Below are 16,704 nucleotides of genomic sequence, written 5' to 3'. Positions count from 1 at the left end.
CGGATGCGTGTCGCATCGCCATACTGACCCGAAACGGGCCATATAAGGGGTTTCGAGGTACACCGAGCCAGCGACGCGACGACCGTTCGGGCCGCCGGTTCAGAGCAGGAACGGGACGAACAGCATCGTCATGAAACTGACGAGCATCGTCAGCCCGATCGTCGTCGTCACCGTTCGGACGTGGCCGCGGGTCGCCTCGATGGGCAACCTCGAGACGACGGCTTCGGTGCTCGTTCGCAGGATGTGCCCCCCATCGAGCGGGAACGCCGGAATACAGTTGAAAAAGCCGAGCTGGACGTTGATCCAGCCGGTCCAGAACAGCAGGTTCGCGAGGATAAACACCGTGCTGTCGCCGAGTGTGGCGAGCGTCCCCTGCACCTCGTAGAAGTTCTCGATCCCGCCGGTGAAGCCGGCGAAGTTGAACGGCAAGAGGCCGATGACGCCGATGACCGGGAGGAAGATCGCCAGCCCGATCTTCCCGAAGAAGGAGTCGGTCGCCCCACCGTCGCCGCCGTCACCGCCGAGAATCGACAGATACTCGCCGGCCGGGTAGAGTTGGACCCCGATATCACTGACTTCGAAGCCGGAGATTCCGGGGTTGGCAAAGATCCCGAGGAAGCCGCTGTCCTCGTTCGGGTGCTCGCCGAGTGTCACTTCGTACTCCTGGCGGTCGTCGCCGACATAGCCCACGATCGTCACCTCATCGCCTGCCTCGCTGTCCTCGAGCAGCGCGCTGAGTTCCTCGTAGGAGCGCGTTCGCTCGCCGTCGAACGATGTGATGACGAACGGCTCGTCGATCGATCCAGTGGCAGTCTGGAGCGGCCCGTCGTCGCTGACGTCGACAGCGGCACCGATCGGTACCTCGTGCTCGTCTCGCTCGCCGGACTCGGTCTCGACCGTCAGCGTAACGCGTTCGTCGTCGTCGACGGCCTCGAAGAAGGCGCGCTCGGTCGCGACCTGCTGGCCGTTGACCGCGACGATCTTGTCACCCGCCGAGACGCCGACCGGACCGTCGTCCATCGCGGTCGTGACGAGCAACGATCGATCGACTGCGACGGTCTCTTCCTCGTTGAGTTCGATCGTAACCTCCTCGCCGGATGCGGCCTCGAGGCGATCCGCGAGGTCGTCGTTCGTCTCGACGGCCTCGCCGTCGACGGCGGTGATCCGATCGTTCGGTTCGATCCCTGCGGCGTCGGCCGAGGAGTTGGGTGCAACGCCGCCGACGGCAGCGCCGGGTGCGACGGCGATCGAACCAGCGATCGGTCCGAAGAGGATCGCGAACACGAGCAGCGTCACCGCGAAGTTGTTCGTCACGCCGGCGGCAAACATGCGAGTCTGGCCGCCTCTCGAAGCGTTTTGACTGCTCTCTTGATCGGGTTCGACGAACGCGCCGAAGGGGATGATCGCGAGCATCGCGACGCCCATCGATTCGATACCGATGTCTTCGACGCGACAGAGCAGGCCATGGCCGCCCTCGTGGACGACGAGGCCGACGAGGAGGCCGACGACGATCCCGGGCGTCGCGGACAGCGGGAGGAAGTCGTTGACGCCGGGGAACGGAACGACGTTCCGGGGCTGCTGGACGGCCGAACCGCTCGGTTGCGGGGATGTCACCGCGGAAATCGCCGCGAGGAGGAGAAGGACGAACATGGCCACCATCACGACGATCGCGATGCCGACACCGAGATTTGCCCAGGCACGCCAGAATCGTTTGGGGCCTGCGAGTCGGTCGAGAAAGTCACGTCCGCGTTTCGTGTGGAAGGTGAGAATCGGGCCCTGCGTCCCGACGTACTCCGGCAGGAGGTCGGCTCGCTGGAGTGCGATAACCCCGAGCCAGTAGACGAACAGGCCAACAGCGGCCCACGTCGCAAGCTCAGAGCCGAAGAGTTCGGGAACCGAGACGACTGCGGGGAGACCGTAATCCATCGATCGTATGTCAGGGAGGCATTCTCAAAGGGCTTTTGTCTACCGAGCCGACGTGATACAGGGTGAGCGCCGTGTTAGCGCTCTCGACGGAGTCGGTCGACGACGAACGCCTGATCGACTTTCGCGAGGAACGGACCGAGCTTCGGACCCTGCTCTTCGTCGAAAAAGAGCCGGTAGCCCGCACTGAAGAAGTCACCAACGTCGACGTCGTGTCGTCGCGCCGCCTCGTAGATCTCCCCCTGGATCTCCTCGGGATCGTGACCGTCTTCGATGAAGTCCGCGAGGTCAGCGAGCGCCGCTTCGGTCGCGTCGTCGAAGTCGTGGGCCGGAATCGCACTCCGTTTGAGTTCGTAATCGAACTCGTTTTCGGTCCGACGGGCCCAGTTTCTGGCCTGTTCGACGCGCTCGAGCGCGCCTTCGACGGCCCACTCGGGAGCGTCGTCGGGGATGTGGCCCTCGCGGCGCGCTATTTCCTCGCGCAGATCGGGGTCGTCGGTCATCCCCAACACCGCAGCGAAGGTGTAGGGCAGTCGGATGCGCTCCTCGCGGGGTTCCTCGACTACGAGCGGGTAGACGCGCTTCGCGAACGCCGTCTCGTCCTCGCTGGCGTCGATCTCGTCGAAGTAGATCGCCTCGAGGCGGTCGAACTCGTCGACCAGTTGGTCGAGGCGCTCGATGCTGAAGTCTCGAGCCTTCGACGGATCCTTCGCGAAGAAGTAGCGCAGGACCTCTGGCTCTAGGAGTTCGAGCACGTCGGAGACGAGAATAACGTTTCCTGCCGAGGACGAAAACGGCTCGCCGTCGAGCGTGAACCACTCGTAGACCATTGGGACGGGTGGCTCGATCTCGAGGACGTTGCGTGCGACGTCTTGGCCACTCGGCCATGAGCCTTCGGCGTGGTCCTTGCCGAAGGGCTCGAAGTCGACGCCGAGGATCTGCCACTGGGCGGGCCACTCGAAGCGCCAGGGCATCTTGCCCTCGCGCAGGGTCGCCGTGCCCTCGTGGCCACAGCCGTTGATCGTCTGGTCGCCGGCATCCATATCGGTACACTCGTACTCGACGGTCGGCGGTTCAGCGTCCAGATCGACGCCAGTAACGGTCTCGGTGACCTTGCCACACTCCGCACAGATGGGGTTGAACGGGACGTAGTCCTCGTCGACCTTGTCCTGATACGCGGCGAGGACCTCGCGGGCGCGATCCTGATTCTCGAGGACGAATCGGGTCACATCGTCGAACTCGCCAGATTCGTACAGTTCCGTGTTCGAGACCAGTTCGATCGGCACGTCGAGTGCGTCCGCACTGTCCTGAATGATCGTCGAGAAGTGTTCGCCGTACGAATCACAGCAGCCGAAGGGGTCCGGAATGTCGGTGTACGGCGAACCGAGATTGCGGCCGAGCGCACCGGCATCGACCTCACCGAGGTCGACGAGATTCCCTTCGAGGTCACAGAGCGTTCGCGGGAGCCCACGCAGCGGGTCGCGGTCATCGGCGGTGAAGACCTGTCGGACCTCGTGGCCGCGTTCGCGCAGGACTTCGGCGACGTAGTAGCCGCGCATGATCTCGTTGACGTTCCCGAGGTGAGGGACGCCGGATGGCGAGATACCGCCTTTGATGACGATCGGCTCGTCGGGGTCCTCGCTCGCGGGTCGTTCCTCCCCGCTCGTCCCTTCCGTAGCCTCCCGACGGTCGGCCACGCGCTCCTCGACTCGATCCGCGACGGTATCCGCCCAGAAGGCATGGCGTGCGTCGTCGCCCTCCTGCTGGAGGGTGTACGGACTTGTGACGTCCCGGTCGGTCGGAGACGCCGACGCGTCGTCGTCGCTAGTCATCTTCGTTCTGTGCCCAGTAGGTCGGCTCCTCGCCAGCCCCCTCCGGAAGGATGTCGGTCCCCTCGTGGTCGCCGAAGCGAACCGCACGCGCAATCCGTTCGGGATCGGTGCCGTCGAGGACGATCGTTCGCATCCCAGAGCGCTGGATGATCTTCGCCGCCAGCAAGTCGACCGGGGACGAGGCACCAGCGTTCATCTCGAGGTCAGCGATGACGTCGACGAGTTCCGCAGCGGAGAGTTCCGTGAACTTGGTCGCATCGTCGTTTTCGTTCGGATCGTCGCTGTAGACGCCCGGTACGCTCGTCGCGTAGACGAGCAGATCGGCGTCGACGTACTCGGCGAGCGCTGCACCGACGGCGTCGGTAGTCTGAGCCGGCGCGACGCCGCCCATGACACAGACGTCGCCTCGGCGAAGCGCCTCGCCGGCTTCGTCGTAATCCTTCGCCGGTGCTGTCACCGAATCTTCGTTCAGTGCAGTGATCAACAGGCGCGCGTTGAGCCGGGTGACGTCGATCCCCAACTGATCGAGTTCGATTTCGTTCGCCCCCAAATCGCGTGCGGCATTGATATACTCTCGAGCGACACCACCACCCCCGACGACGGCACCGACGCGACAGCCGTCCTCGACAAGGTCTTCGACGACGGCGGCGTGTTCGGCGACCCGATCCGCTCCGAGTTCGGGCACGAGCACGCTGCCGCCGATAGAAACGACCACTTTCATGCTACAGCGGTGTAGCCGGGAGCCAATCTTAAGGGTTGCCAACTGGCCGGCCCACGTGTTCCACACCATCACGGGAGAGATTCTCGAGGGACCCGGTCCTTACTCGAGTGCCAGCACAAGTGCCTCACCGTCGCGGTCGAACTCGGTCCCAAACGGCTCCGATAGGTTTTGCATCCGCTCGCGGGACCATTCGGCTGCACCCGGACTCGCCTCGTGGACCGCACAGTCGTCGATCTCGGTCGGGAGAAGTCGCAGTTCCGTCGGCGTTCCGTCGTCCGTAATCGACAGCACGAACAGAAAGCTCCGATTGTTTCGCAACTCGGGATCGACCACGTAGTCGTCGACGAAATCGCCCGCATCGTAGATGATCGGCGCTCCCTCGTGGACCTCGAGCGCCTGAAACACGTGGGCGCTGTGGCCGTGGATCAGATCGACACCCTCGTCGATCAGCCACCGGGCGAACGCTTGAAACGAGTCGGGTGGCTCCGTGACCATGTTCGGCCCCCAGTGCAACGAGGCGACGAGCAGATCGGGGTCGGTCTCGCGTGCCCGTCCGACAACGTCTCGGACCCGCTGACGAGTCCGCTCGTCGGCGACGGCGTCGTCGGACTGCGTTCGACTGCTCGAGTCGTGTCGCCAGTCGTCTATGTCGATCCACGCAGTTCCCGGGGATTCCTCGTCGGCTGCGTACTCCGGCGTGTTGTCAGTCAGCGAGACGACGGCAACGCTGAGGTCCCCGACCGAGAACACTGCCGGTTCGAGTGCCTCGTCGATCGTCTCACCGGCCCCGGACCGTGCGATACCGGCCGTATCGAGGTGCTCGAGCGTGTCGCGCAGGGCGATTTCCTCGTAGTCGAGTACGTGGTTGTTCGCGAGCGCACAGGCGTCGACGCCGGCACGCTCGAGCGCGGGGATCGCCCAGTCGGGATCGGCGCGGAAGTGAAACGGTCGATAGGTTCGCTGCCACTGTCGCCCGCGCGTCGAGAGACAACACTCGAGGTTGACGACGAAGCCGTCGAGTCCCCGTAGTCGCTCGAGAACAGTTCCCCAGACGGCATCGACGGCGCGAGTGCGCTGTCGCTGATCGATCAGCCGACCGAGCATGACGTCGCCCGTGAAGCCGATTCGACGCGTCATAGTGGCCCCGTCACGACGCAAGTGCAAAGTTCTACCACCAGATTCGACCGCTGTGGCGGCGAGACGCCCGTACGAAACGGTTCCAAACGCCGACAGCTACAAAGTCCGACGACGCCATACTGCAGACATGCACGTACTCGGTATTCTCGACCACGGCGCACGCGACGACACACTCGAGGGCGTCGTCGACCGAATCGTCGACCGACTCACGGCGGCGGGTCGCGTCGGCGTCATCAGATACGACGCGACGATCGCGGACGGAATGCACGCCCACGAACCGACGGCGGTCGGCGGCGACGTCATCTACGATCTGGGCGCCGACGGCGACTGGACTGCCACCGGAACCGGACTGGACGTCGCGGACGCACTCGATCAGTTGGCACCCACCTGTGACTACGGAGTCGTCGTCGGCGTCGACGACGTTCGCTATCCGAAACTCGTCGTCGGCTCGAGCGACGCCGAGGGTGACGACGTCCTCGCAGCCGTCGACACCCCCAGTACCCTCGACGTCGACGCCGTCGTCGATGCCCTCGAGGACACGGAACCCCACAAGACTCTCGAGTCGCTGGTCGAGCAGGTTAAACGGTCGCCGAAGGCGGACCGATCGGGCGCGATCGCGACGTTCACGGGTCGGGTTCGCGCGAAAGAGGACGCGGACGACTCGCGCACCCAGTATCTCGAGTTCGAAAAGTACGAGGGCGTCGCGGACGAGCGAATGGCTGCCCTCGAAGAAGATCTCGAGGCGCGCGACGGCGTCCTCGAGGTCGAACTCTACCACCGGACGGGTATCGTCGAAGACGGCGAGGATATCGTCTTCGTTGTGGTCCTCGCTGGCCACCGCGAGGAGGCGTTTCGAACCGTCGAGGACGGCATCAATCGGTTGAAAGACGAGGTGCCATTGTTCAAAAAGGAAGTGACAGTCGACGACGAGTTCTGGGTTCACGACCGTCCCTGAGACGGACGCGATGACACGATCCGAGGCGCCATTGCCCTGCCGACCCAGCCCGTCAGACGATATATTCGAGAATATAAAGTTTGAAATATCGGTCGCGAGTAGAACGATGATGTTCTGCCGGTTGCGGATCGCTGATCACAGATAACACGTTAGAAAGGGTTATAAAACGTCTAACTGTTTCTGAAACAGTAATAAGGGATGTGGTAAACACGGGTGAAACAATCGGGACCCCCCAAATAGTTGAACACAAACGAAACGCCGCTAACCATCCATCCTTTATAACAGATATCCCCCACAATGAACGACTGTCGATGAGCACCACAGCCCAACCCTCCACGGAAAGCAAAGAACACCGCCTGAAGCGCTACCTGCGCAACCGCGCAGAGGACGGCGAACTGTACTTCAAAGGCAAGTTCATCGCGGATGAAGTCGGCATGTCCCCAAAAGAGATCGGCGCGCTGATGGTCAAGCTCTCGGAGTCGGCGACCGACCTCGAGATCGAGAAGTGGTCATACACGAGCGCGACCACGTGGCGTGTCGAACCCGTCTGAACATCAGTCGTGTGGTGTGTGATACACAGTTAGAAACACGGTCGCCGTAATCAGGATTCTCTCGATAGCCGGCGTCGAGTGGATAGCAATGCACCCTTCCGACGACAGTCGATTTATACGGCGTGATCCCTGAATAGCAAGTAATGGACGACGTCGAATCGCCCGGATTCGGACCGTCGCGCTCGAGCGGGCCGTCACTCGAGGACGGGCCGCCGCTCGAGCGCGTCGAGTCGGTGTTTGCGATCTACGAGGTTCGGTCCGAGGGCGACCGACTGGTGTACTACGGCGACCCACGGATGCATCCCGAGCAGGCGATGCAAGAGCTGTGGCCCGCGTTTCGGGAGGCCGGCTACGAACTCCAGTTGACGAGACGCTACGGCGAGTACGTCCTCGTCGCCGAGCCGATCAGTCTCGGTATCGAGACGATTCCGTGGACGAACATCCTCCTGCTCGCTGCGACGATCTTCTCGACGCTGTTCGTCGGTGCCCTGTGGTGGTATCCGTCGATCGATCCGTTCGCCGACCCGGCGACGATCATCCACGCCTGGCCGTTTTCGCTCGCGATCCTCTCGGTGCTCGGCATTCACGAACTCGGCCACTACGTGATGAGCCGGTATCACGAGGTCGACGCCTCGCTGCCGTACTTTCTGCCCGTACCCACGATCATCGGGACGATGGGGGCCGTGATCAAGCTCAAGGGGCGAATGCCGAACCGAAAAGCGCTGTTCGACATCGGCGTCGCCGGCCCGCTGGCCGGACTGGTGGCGACGGTCGTCGTGGCCGTGATCGGCCTGCATCTCCCGCCGGTGACCGTGCCCGAGTCACTTATGCAGCAGTCCGACGCGGGCGGGCTTCGGCTGGGGATTCCGCCGCTGCTTGAGTTGCTCGCGGCGGCGGTCGACCAGCCACTGTACAGCGACGACCCGACGCGAAACATCAACCCGGTCGTCATCGGGGCCTGGGTCGGCATGTTCGTCACCTTCCTCAACCTGATTCCCGTCGGTCAACTCGACGGTGGCCACATTCTTCGGGCGATGACCGGCGAGTTCCACGAGACGATCAGCGCGCTCGTCCCGGCCGTGTTGTTCGGCCTCGCGGCCTACCTCTACTACGTCGACGGCTACGGCCTCCAGACGGTGTTCATCTGGGTGTTCTGGGGGATCCTGACGATGGTCCTCGCGTCCGCCGGCGCGGCCCATCCGGTCGCCGAAGGACGACTGGGAACGTGGCGATTCGTGGTCGGGGTCGTGACCTTTGGGCTCGGACTGCTCTGTTTCATGCCAGTGCCGATCGAACTCATCCAGTAGCGATTCTGACGACCGTCAATCGCCGTGCGTGTAGCCACGGTCGGCAAGCGGCTCGCCGCCGAACGTGATTCCGTGTTCGGGATCCGTCACCCGCCCGACCACCGATAGCTCGACGTCGATCGACGAGCGAACGGCCTCGAGTGCGGATTCGGGCAGCGTGACGACGAGTTCGAAGTCCTCGCCGAAGGTCGTCGCTCGCTCGAGGGCCGCGTCAGGTGCCACCTCGCGGAGGGCGTCGGCAATCGGTACCTGATCGGCGTCGACCGCGAAGCCGCAGTCGCTGGCGTCGGCAAGCTGATGCAGCGAGCGGGCGAGCCCGTCGCTCGAGTCCATCATCGCCGTCGCGTGGGAAGCAAGCACCCGGCCGGCCGCGACGCGCGGCTCGAACCGAAACAGCTCGTTCGCTCGCTCGAGGGCCGCGTCGTCGCGGCTGCGCTCGAAGTACTCGAGTGCGGCTGCGCTGCGCCCGAGCGTGCCCGTCACACAGAGGCAATCGCCGAGGCGAGCACCGCTTCGGAGAACGGGGTCGTCGGTGCGGCCGATCGCCGTCGTCGTCACCGTAAACTCCTGGTGGCCGTCGAGGTCGCCGCCGACGTACTCGGCGTCGACGCGCTCACAGACGTCGCGTGCACCGCGTACGAACGCGAGCAGTTCCTCAGGATCGAATTCGGGGGCCGCGTAGACTGCGACGGCCGCGGTCGCCTCGGCACCCATCGCTGCCACGTCCGACAGCGACGCGCCGACAGCTCGCCAGCCCGCGGTGTAACGGGTCGTTCCATCCGGGAAATCCGTCCGGTCGTGGAGCATATCAGTCGTGATCACGAGGCCGTCGATGATGGCCGCGTCGTCGCCGGCAGCGTCGAGTTCGTTCGCTAAGAGCGCCAGAGCGGCGCGTTCGTCCATGCCCCTCGTTTCGAGTCGAGGACGAAAAACGATACGGGCCGACGCGGCGGAGTGCGGGTCGGTGACGCGAACGCTGGCGCCGATACGATGCTCTTAAATGCCGCGGACGGGAACCACACGCCAATGGCTACGATGTACGACGTTCCGGCGGACGACCTCATCGAGGCGCTCGCCGACGAACTCGAGGACCGACTCGACGAACCCGACTGGGGCAAGTTCGTAAAGACCGGTGTCGATCGCGAACTCCCACCAGAGCAGGAGGCGTTCTGGGCGACCCGCGCCGCGAGCCTCCTTCGCAAGGTGGCAGACCGCGGCCCTGTCGGCGTCGAGCGACTCTCGACGGAGTACGGCGGCGCAAAGGGCGGCTCGAACCGCTACCAGGTTGCACCCGACAAGCGAGCCGACGGCTCGAAGAACCTGATCCGAACGATCCTCCAGCAGCTCGAGGAGGAAGGGCTCGTCGAGACCGCCGAAGGGGAGGGGCGACGCATCACGGCTGACGGACAGAGCCTGCTCGACGATACCGCCGGCGCAGTCCTCGAAGACCTCGACCGTCCGGAACTCGAGCGCTACGCGTAGACGACGGGATCCATTTTCTCGCCGACACGACCGCAGAGAGCCGTCAGTGGTCGCGTTCGTCCGTAATCATTTTCCGCCGTGCGACGGTAGACTCCTGTAGCTATGAGTGGTTCACCCGACGAGGAGAAACTCGAGGAACTCCGGCAGAAGAAGATGGAACAGCTCCAGGAACAGGCCGAAAACCAGCAAGGCAGTGCCTCCCAGGAGGCGGCTCAGCAACAGGCCGAAGCCCAGAAGCAAGCCGTCCTGCGGCAGCACCTCACCGACGACGCCCGCAAGCGGCTCAACACGGTCAAGATGAGCAAGCCGCAGTTCGGCGAACAGGTCGAACGGCAGGTCGTCACGCTCGCCCGCAGCGGCCGCATTCAGGGCAAGATCGACGACGACAAGATGAAACAGCTGCTCCAGGAACTCAAGCCCGATTCGAAGAGCTTCGATATCAAGCGCCGCTAATGGAGCTCGGCGTGCTTTACAGCGGCGGCAAGGATTCGACGCTCGCGGCGCTTCTCCTAGAGGAGTTCTACGATGTCACGCTCGTGACGGCCCACTTCGGTATCACCGACGACTGGAAACACGCCCGCGAGACTGCTGAGGCAACCGGCTTTGCGTTCGACCGACTCGAGCTGGACCCCGACGTCGCTCATGACGCCGTCACTCGGATTCGCGAGGACGGCTTCCCCAGAAACGGCATCCAGGAGATTCACCACCACGCCCTCGAGCGACTGGCCCGACAGGAGTTCGACGCGATCGCCGACGGGACCCGGCGCGACGATCGCGTCCCAACGGTCTCGCGAGCGCAAGCCCAGAGTCTCGAGGACCGCCACGACGTCGACTACATCGCGCCGCTGTCGGGATTCGGTCGCACCGCCGTCGACCGGTTGGTCGAGGATCGACTCGAGGTGACCGCCGGCCCGAGCGAGGAGATCGATCGGGCCGACTACGAGGCGGAACTGCGGGCGCTTATCGCCGAAAAAGACGGGCCAGCAGCGATCGGGGATCTATTCCCGGACCACGACCAGACGTACGTGACTGGCGTCCACCGCGGCTGAGCGCGACGCGGCCACGCACTGGGCGACGGGCGCCCACCACGCAATAAATAACAGGATAGAAGTTCGCCGTCCACCAATACTGGGTCATGTACGACGGCATCAAGGGTTTTCGTGACTTCTATCCCGGAGAGATGGCCGCCAGACGGGCGACCATCGACACCTTAGAGGACACAGCCCGCAGCTACGGCTTCCGCGAGATCGGTACCCCCGCACTCGAGCGGGCAGAGATGTGGACCGACAAGAGCGGTGACGACATCGTCGACGAACTCTACTCCTTCGAAGATCAGGGCGGACGACACGTCACGCTCACGCCGGAACTGACGCCAACGGTCGCGCGGATGGTCGTCGCCAAACAACAGGCGCTCTCGAAGCCGATCAAGTGGTTCTCGACGCGGCCGTTCTGGCGCTACGAGCAGGTCCAGCAGGGCCGCCAGCGGGAGTTCTACCAGACCAACGTCGACATCTTCGGCTCGAGCGAGCCCGAAGCCGACGCCGAAATCCTCGCCTGGGCCGCCGACGCACTGACCGGGCTGGGACTGACCGGCGAGCACTTCGAGTTCCGCATCTCCCACCGAGACATTCTGGAGGGCGTCCTCGAGAGCTACGAGGCCGACGTCGACACCGAAGCGGCGATTCGGGCCGTCGACAAGTCCGACAAGATCTCACAGGTCGAGTACCACGACCTGCTGATCGGTGCCGGCCTGACGGCAGATCAAGCCGTCGAGTTCGCCGATCTCATCGCCGGCGGCGACCTCGAGGAAGTCAAGGCATTCGCCGACACCGAGCGCGTCACGGCAGCCGTCGAGAACCTCCAGAACGTCCTCGCGGCCGCCGACGATTTCGGCGCACGCGAGTACTGTACGATCTCGCTCGAGACCGCGCGCGGACTCGATTACTACACCGGCGTCGTCTTCGAGTGTTTCGACTCCGCGGGTGAGGTCTCGCGGTCGATCTTCGGCGGCGGCCGCTACGACGACCTCATCGAAGGCTTCGGCGGCCAGCCGACGCCCGCGGTCGGCGTCGCCCCGGGCCACGCGACCCTGCCCCTCCTGATGCAGCGCGCGGGCGTCTGGCCCGAGGAGGAAGTGACGACCGACTACTACGTCCTCCAGATCGGCGACACGCGGTCCGAAGCGGCCCGGATCGTTCGCGATCTCCGCGACCGTGGCCACGTCGTCGAAACCGACGTCGCCGGCCGCTCCTTTGGCGCGCAACTCAACTACGCCGACTCGATCAACGCCGAGACGGTCGTCATCGTCGGCGAGCAGGACCTAGAGAACGACGAGGTGACGATCAAGGACATGGAATCCGGCGACCAGACGCAGGTTCCGGTCGACTCGTTCCCCGGCGACCTCGAGCGACCGACGTTCGACGACCTCGAGTAGAGATTCTCGTTTCGACCGGCCTCGAGCGATCCATTGCGGGCAAAGACGTTTGCCCTTCGTCGGGCTATCTCGCCCATGACCGACCGAGGAGAGCCAGTCGAGTCGTTCCCGATCCAGCGCCGCGGGACCGTTGACTACATGCGAGCGGCCGGCAGACGGAGCGTCGTCCACGGACTCGTCGAGTTCGACGTTACCGAGGTGCGGCAGCGCATCCGGACCGGGGAAACCGAACGCGGAGAGCAGCTTTCGTTCACGGCGTTTCTGGTTTATTGTCTGTCGCAAGCCCTCGAGGACCACCCCACGCTCCAGTCGTACCGCGACTGGCGGGGACGAATCGTTCGGTTCGACGACGTCGACGTGATGGTCATCGTCGAAACGCAGGTCGACGGCGTACAAACCGGCGTCCCACACGTGATCAGGGCAGCAAATCGGCGGTCGTTACGATCGATTCACGACGAGATTCGCACCGCCCAGCGCGATCCCGACGAGGGGCGACAGTCCAAGTTGGCGTCTCTGGGTCTTCGACTCCCTGGCCCCGTTCGACGGCTGTTCTGGCGGCTGCCCCAGTTCTTTCCTCGGCGCTGGAAACGGATTGCAGGAACCGTCGCCGTAACGTCCGTCGGGATGTTCGGCACGGGCGGTGGCTGGGGGATCAGTCCGACGAACTACTCGCTACAGCTGACAGTCGGTGGCATCGAACGGAAGCCAGGCATCGTCGACGGGACTGTCGAACCCCGCGAGTACCTCGATCTCACGGTGACGTTCGACCACGACGTCGTCGACGGTGCTCCGGCCGCGCGGTTCGTCCAGCGGCTGAAAGAACTCGTCGAGGACCGGCAGGGAGTCGAGGCAGCACTCGAGTCGTCGGCAGCAGGAACTGACTGATCGGTCGCGTCGAATCCACAGCAGGCCCCAGCATTAACTACGGCGTCGGTGTACGACGGTCGATGGCTGACGCCGATACTCAGAGACCGAACATCCTGTTCGTGCTCACGGATCAGGAGCGATACGACTGTACCGCGCCGGATGGCCCACCAGTTGAGACGAAAGCGATGGATACGCTCTCGGAGGACGGAGTGCGCTTTACACACGCGTTTACGCCGATCAGCATCTGTACGAGCGCCCGCGCATCGTTGCTGACCGGACGGTATCCGCACAGCCACGGGATGTTGAACAACAGCCACGAAGCCGACTCGATTCAGCCGAACCTGCCGGATGGCATTCCAACTTTTTCGGAGATCCTGGCCGAGAACGGCTACATGTTGAGCTACATCGGCAAGTGGCACGTCGGCAACGACCAGACGCCGGAGGACTTCGGGTTCTCGTATCTCGGCGGCAGCGACCGTCATCACGACGACATCGACGAGGCGTTTCGCGAGTACCGGCGGAAACGCGGCGTTCCAGTCGAGGACGTCGACCTCGAGGAAGAGATCTACACCCACGGCGACCCGCGTGACGACAGCCAAGGGACGCTCGTCGCGGCGAAAGCGCCGATTGACGTCGAAGACACCCGCGCCTGGTTCATCGCCGAGCGAACCATCGAGGCGATCGAGGAGTATGCAACCGGGCAGCGAGACAAACCGTTTTTCCACCGGACCGACTTCTACGGTCCACACCATCCCTACGTCGTTCCCGACGATGCACCTGACCCGGACGAAGTCTGTCGACCCGACCCCGACCCGTATGCTTCGATGTATGATCCCAATAATATCAAACGACTCAAAAACTACAACGAATCCTACGAAAACAAGCCGAGCGTCCAGAAGAGCTACCTCTTTTACCGTGGCGTCGCCGAGTTCGACTGGGACCTCTGGGCGGAGGCCATCGCGAAGTATCGAGCTTTTGTCACCCTTATCGATGATCAGTTGGGACGAATCCGCAAGGCGCTCGAGGAACACGGTCTCCACGAGACGATCGTCGTTCACGCGTCGGATCACGGCGACTTCGCCGGCGGCCACCGGCAGTTCAACAAGGGGCCGCTGATGTACGACGATACCTATCGAATCCCGCTGCAGGTGTACTGGCCGAAGTATATGGACAAAGAAGGAGAAACCAATTCGGGAACATGTGTAGAAACAGAGCAGGAAGAACGGACCATCGATAAACCCGTCCATCTGCACGACCTCACGGCGACGTTTCTCGAGATGGCGGAGATCGATGAGATTCCTGAAAAATTCGAAGCCCAAGAGTACGGGAAATTTACTTCGCGGAGTCTCGTGCCGTTTCTCAAGCGCAAGAGGAAGTCTCCAAAGGACATAAACATAACTAACGGCAACGTCGGCAAATCAAACTTCTGGCCCAGTTCGATCTTCGCCCAGTACCACGGCGACGAGTTCGGCCTCTACACCCAGCGAATGGTCCGCACTGACCGGTACAAGTACATCTACAACGGGCCGGATATCGACGAACTGTACGATCTCGAGGCAGATCCTTCCGAGCTAACAAACCTGATCGACGACTCCGAGTACGTCGAGACGCGCCAGGACATGCGACGTCGTCTGATCCACTGGATGAACCGAACAAAGGATCCGAACCGGAAGTGGGTCCCGGACGTGCTCCGAGCCGCGAACGAGGACTGAGCCGCATCGTTCGTCACTCGAGCACGATCGCCTCGCGTTCGAACCGGTCGTCGTCGGCCCGCCAGCGCCACGAGCCGACCTCGCGTGGCTCGAGGGAGACGATCAGATACGAGCGGTCGGGCCAGGTCGCCTGCGCGACATCGGTCTCGCTCGGCCGCGGCGGCCCGCTGGGGTGGGAGTGATAGAAGCCGACGATTTCCTCGCCGCGGTCCTCGAGGCGCTCGAAGATTTCGAGTTGGGTCTCCGGATCGATCCGGTAGCGCGTTCGTGGCGTCTCGGCGACGTTCTCGGCTGGGTACTGCGAGCGAACGCGACTTCGCCCGTCGGGGTCGTACTCGCCGCCGAAGACCCCACAGATTTCCTCGGGGCGGCCGTTGTGAGCCCGCTCAAGGATCGCGTCACGGATCGCGGTCGGGACGACGAGTTCAGAGTCAAGCGTCATCAGATGGGGAACTGTAGATAGTAGCACGGGTTCGCTATTCAGAATACCGCTTGGAACTGAATTGGATGGTTCGGTAACTATGTATATAAACTGATTATTTCGTGCCAAACCATTTATCTATTTTATAGTTATCAGCTACTGGTTGGCGTCCGTCTCGAGTCGCGCGGAAAGCGTCTCGAACGGAACCGCGATCCCAGAAAGCGGTTCCGGCGGCGTCCCCTCGTCGAACAGATCGGGCTGGACGATCGGTGCCAGCGCCTCGAGGGTGTCGACTAGTCGCGGGCCGGGCCGATTGAGGTAGTGGTCGCCGTCCATCGCCCAGACGCGACCGTTCTGGACTGCAGTAAGCTTGTCCCAGTCCTCGCGCTGCGTGAGATCCGCCGCGTTGGCAGCGATCTGCTCGAGGCCGAAGCCACAGGGGGCGACGATCACGAGTTCGGGGTCGTATTCGCGGATCTCGTCCCACTCGCGGGGCCGCGAGCGCTCGCCGGCGTCGGCTAGGCCGTACGTGCCGCCGGCCCACTCGGCGAGTTCGGCTGTCCAGTGGCCAGCGATCATCGCGGGATCGGTCCAGTCGAAGATAGCGACCCGTGGCCGGTCTTCAGCCTCGAGATCGGCCGTTCGTTCTCGGATCACGTCGATTCGGGACTCGAGGGCGGCCCGAACCTCGCGGGCGCGTTCCTCGAGATCCGTCGCGCGACCGACCCGCTCGAGATCGTCGAGAACGTCGGAAACGCGGTGGGGGTCGGTCGTCAGGATCTCGGGAGCGGCCTCGAGGTCCGCGACGGCTTCGGTGACGACCGTCTCGTCGACTGCACAGACGTCACACATTCCCTGCGTGACGATCAGGTCGGGTTCGATGTCCTCGAGCAGTTCAGTATCGATCTCGTAGACACCTCCGTCGTCGGCAGTATCGAGCACTTGACTGTCGATTTCGGCACTCGAACCACTGGTATCGATTCTGGAGGAGGTGACCGACGGCAGCGACTCGACGCTGGGTGGGTAATCACACTCGTGGGAGACAGCGGCCGGGTTGAGATCAAGAGCGGCGACGGTTTCGGTCGCCGAGGGAAGTGTCGTAACGATTCGCATAGGCGATCGTAGGGAGTGGACAGGCAAAAACGGCGGTGTTGGGGACGCAAACGTGCTGACTTGATGGCACTCTTGGATCGCTATCAGTGGGTGAACACTGCTGAGAGAGACTCGAGTGAAGAATGCGATCAACAACTCCAGTGACAGATTCAATCGAACTGCGCTGGCACCACAGATTTCCACAGCCACCCCAGCTGATTCGTTCACTCCCGTCGGTTGGTCACGCATTTCTCGCACAGTATCGTCGAC

Annotated in this window: 16 protein-coding genes; 9 read left to right on the top strand and 7 right to left on the bottom strand. The window is 63.3% G+C overall.

From position 1 onward, the window contains the following. Positions 1–99: 99 nt before the first annotated feature. From GCU68_RS08085 to GCU68_RS08070, 4 genes are all read right to left on the bottom strand, one after another. The gene (locus GCU68_RS08085) at positions 100–1,926 is read right to left on the bottom strand and encodes a site-2 protease family protein (protein WP_152940546.1); all 1,827 of its coding nucleotides are present in this window, start codon (positions 1,924–1,926) and stop codon (positions 100–102) included. A gap of 74 nt (positions 1,927–2,000) precedes the next feature. After that, positions 2,001–3,755, bottom strand: coding sequence for a lysine--tRNA ligase (lysS, locus tag GCU68_RS08080; RefSeq protein WP_152940544.1), 1,755 nt, complete (start codon positions 3,753–3,755; stop codon positions 2,001–2,003). Then, positions 3,748–4,476: a UMP kinase gene (gene pyrH, locus GCU68_RS08075; RefSeq protein WP_152940542.1), complete on the bottom strand. Its 729-nt coding sequence runs from the start codon at positions 4,474–4,476 to the stop codon at positions 3,748–3,750. Before pyrH ends, lysS begins: the two co-directional genes overlap by 8 nt. A gap of 99 nt (positions 4,477–4,575) precedes the next feature. Then, the gene (locus tag GCU68_RS08070) at positions 4,576–5,613 is read right to left on the bottom strand and encodes a CapA family protein (protein WP_152940540.1); all 1,038 of its coding nucleotides are present in this window, start codon (positions 5,611–5,613) and stop codon (positions 4,576–4,578) included. A gap of 127 nt (positions 5,614–5,740) precedes the next feature. On the opposite strand from GCU68_RS08070, the gene GCU68_RS08065 reads away from it, so the two are divergent. The 3 genes from GCU68_RS08065 (at position 5,741) to GCU68_RS08055 (ending at position 8,426) form a co-directional block, all read left to right on the top strand. Beyond that, on the top strand, positions 5,741–6,568 hold the full coding sequence (locus GCU68_RS08065; RefSeq protein ID WP_152940538.1) for a molybdopterin synthase: 828 nt from the start codon (positions 5,741–5,743) through the stop codon (positions 6,566–6,568). 311 nt (positions 6,569–6,879) lie between these two features. Further along, positions 6,880–7,119, top strand: coding sequence for a DUF7123 family protein (locus tag GCU68_RS08060; protein WP_152940536.1), 240 nt, complete (start codon positions 6,880–6,882; stop codon positions 7,117–7,119). A 143-nt stretch (positions 7,120–7,262) separates the two neighbouring features. Further along, complete coding sequence (locus GCU68_RS08055; RefSeq protein WP_152940534.1) at positions 7,263–8,426, top strand: site-2 protease family protein; 1,164 nt, start codon at positions 7,263–7,265, stop codon at positions 8,424–8,426. Positions 8,427–8,441: 15 nt separating this feature from the next. Here the strand turns inward: GCU68_RS08055 and thiL are convergent, their stop codons facing one another. Continuing rightward, entirely contained in the window at positions 8,442–9,329 is an 888-nt protein-coding gene (gene thiL / locus GCU68_RS08050) for a thiamine-phosphate kinase (protein WP_152940533.1), read from the bottom strand. Between the two features lie 123 nt (positions 9,330–9,452). Here thiL and GCU68_RS08045 point away from each other — a divergent pair, with 123 nt between their 5' ends. From GCU68_RS08045 to GCU68_RS08020, 6 genes are all read left to right on the top strand, one after another. Beyond that, positions 9,453–9,908 carry a 30S ribosomal protein S19e gene (locus GCU68_RS08045; protein ID WP_152940531.1) on the top strand — a complete coding sequence of 152 codons (456 nt, stop codon included), beginning with the start codon at positions 9,453–9,455 and terminating at the stop codon, positions 9,906–9,908. 102 nt (positions 9,909–10,010) lie between these two features. After that, positions 10,011–10,361, top strand: coding sequence for a DNA-binding protein (locus GCU68_RS08040; protein WP_152940529.1), 351 nt, complete (start codon positions 10,011–10,013; stop codon positions 10,359–10,361). Next, positions 10,361–10,957 (top strand): DUF7411 family protein, encoded by a 597-nt coding sequence (locus GCU68_RS08035; RefSeq protein ID WP_152940527.1) that lies wholly within the window; start codon positions 10,361–10,363, stop codon positions 10,955–10,957. The genes GCU68_RS08040 and GCU68_RS08035 overlap by 1 nt, the downstream gene beginning before the upstream one ends. A gap of 86 nt (positions 10,958–11,043) precedes the next feature. Then, positions 11,044–12,342 carry a histidine--tRNA ligase gene (hisS, locus tag GCU68_RS08030; protein WP_152940525.1) on the top strand — a complete coding sequence of 433 codons (1,299 nt, stop codon included), beginning with the start codon at positions 11,044–11,046 and terminating at the stop codon, positions 12,340–12,342. A 75-nt stretch (positions 12,343–12,417) separates the two neighbouring features. Beyond that, positions 12,418–13,227, top strand: a complete 810-nt coding sequence (locus GCU68_RS08025; RefSeq protein WP_152940523.1) for a 2-oxo acid dehydrogenase subunit E2 — start codon at positions 12,418–12,420, stop codon at positions 13,225–13,227. Positions 13,228–13,289: 62 nt separating this feature from the next. Further along, complete coding sequence (locus GCU68_RS08020) at positions 13,290–14,921, top strand: sulfatase-like hydrolase/transferase (protein ID WP_152940521.1); 1,632 nt, start codon at positions 13,290–13,292, stop codon at positions 14,919–14,921. 13 nt (positions 14,922–14,934) lie between these two features. On the opposite strand, the gene GCU68_RS08015 is transcribed toward GCU68_RS08020, so the two are convergent. Together GCU68_RS08015 and GCU68_RS08010 are read right to left on the bottom strand one after the other, a co-directional pair. After that, positions 14,935–15,363 carry a desampylase gene (locus GCU68_RS08015; protein ID WP_152940519.1) on the bottom strand — a complete coding sequence of 143 codons (429 nt, stop codon included), beginning with the start codon at positions 15,361–15,363 and terminating at the stop codon, positions 14,935–14,937. 135 nt (positions 15,364–15,498) lie between these two features. Next, positions 15,499–16,455 (bottom strand): cobalamin-binding protein, encoded by a 957-nt coding sequence (locus GCU68_RS08010; RefSeq protein WP_152940517.1) that lies wholly within the window; start codon positions 16,453–16,455, stop codon positions 15,499–15,501. Between the last annotated feature and the right edge of the window lie 249 nt (positions 16,456–16,704).

This window comes from Natronorubrum aibiense (genome assembly GCF_009392895.1).
Classification (GTDB): Archaea; Halobacteriota; Halobacteria; order Halobacteriales; family Natrialbaceae; genus Natronorubrum; species Natronorubrum aibiense.
The sequence above is the reverse complement of the archived record's forward strand: the minus strand, read 5'-3'. Positions and strand labels throughout refer to the sequence as shown.

What these genes read in the sequence shown, in the direction of transcription:
- GCU68_RS08085 (WP_152940546.1), bottom strand. Translation starts at nt 1,926, where the DNA reads ATGGATTACGGTCTCCCCGCAGTCGTCTCGGTTCCCGAACTCTTCGGC.
- lysS (WP_152940544.1), bottom strand. Translation starts at nt 3,755, where the DNA reads ATGACTAGCGACGACGACGCGTCGGCGTCTCCGACCGACCGGGACGTC.
- pyrH (WP_152940542.1), bottom strand. Translation starts at nt 4,476, where the DNA reads ATGAAAGTGGTCGTTTCTATCGGCGGCAGCGTGCTCGTGCCCGAACTC.
- GCU68_RS08070 (WP_152940540.1), bottom strand. Translation starts at nt 5,613, where the DNA reads ATGACGCGTCGAATCGGCTTCACGGGCGACGTCATGCTCGGTCGGCTG.
- GCU68_RS08065 (WP_152940538.1), top strand. Translation starts at nt 5,741, where the DNA reads ATGCACGTACTCGGTATTCTCGACCACGGCGCACGCGACGACACACTC.
- GCU68_RS08060 (WP_152940536.1), top strand. Translation starts at nt 6,880, where the DNA reads ATGAGCACCACAGCCCAACCCTCCACGGAAAGCAAAGAACACCGCCTG.
- GCU68_RS08055 (WP_152940534.1), top strand. Translation starts at nt 7,263, where the DNA reads ATGGACGACGTCGAATCGCCCGGATTCGGACCGTCGCGCTCGAGCGGG.
- thiL (WP_152940533.1), bottom strand. Translation starts at nt 9,329, where the DNA reads ATGGACGAACGCGCCGCTCTGGCGCTCTTAGCGAACGAACTCGACGCT.
- GCU68_RS08045 (WP_152940531.1), top strand. Translation starts at nt 9,453, where the DNA reads ATGGCTACGATGTACGACGTTCCGGCGGACGACCTCATCGAGGCGCTC.
- GCU68_RS08040 (WP_152940529.1), top strand. Translation starts at nt 10,011, where the DNA reads ATGAGTGGTTCACCCGACGAGGAGAAACTCGAGGAACTCCGGCAGAAG.
- GCU68_RS08035 (WP_152940527.1), top strand. Translation starts at nt 10,361, where the DNA reads ATGGAGCTCGGCGTGCTTTACAGCGGCGGCAAGGATTCGACGCTCGCG.
- hisS (WP_152940525.1), top strand. Translation starts at nt 11,044, where the DNA reads ATGTACGACGGCATCAAGGGTTTTCGTGACTTCTATCCCGGAGAGATG.
- GCU68_RS08025 (WP_152940523.1), top strand. Translation starts at nt 12,418, where the DNA reads ATGACCGACCGAGGAGAGCCAGTCGAGTCGTTCCCGATCCAGCGCCGC.
- GCU68_RS08020 (WP_152940521.1), top strand. Translation starts at nt 13,290, where the DNA reads ATGGCTGACGCCGATACTCAGAGACCGAACATCCTGTTCGTGCTCACG.
- GCU68_RS08015 (WP_152940519.1), bottom strand. Translation starts at nt 15,363, where the DNA reads ATGACGCTTGACTCTGAACTCGTCGTCCCGACCGCGATCCGTGACGCG.
- GCU68_RS08010 (WP_152940517.1), bottom strand. Translation starts at nt 16,455, where the DNA reads ATGCGAATCGTTACGACACTTCCCTCGGCGACCGAAACCGTCGCCGCT.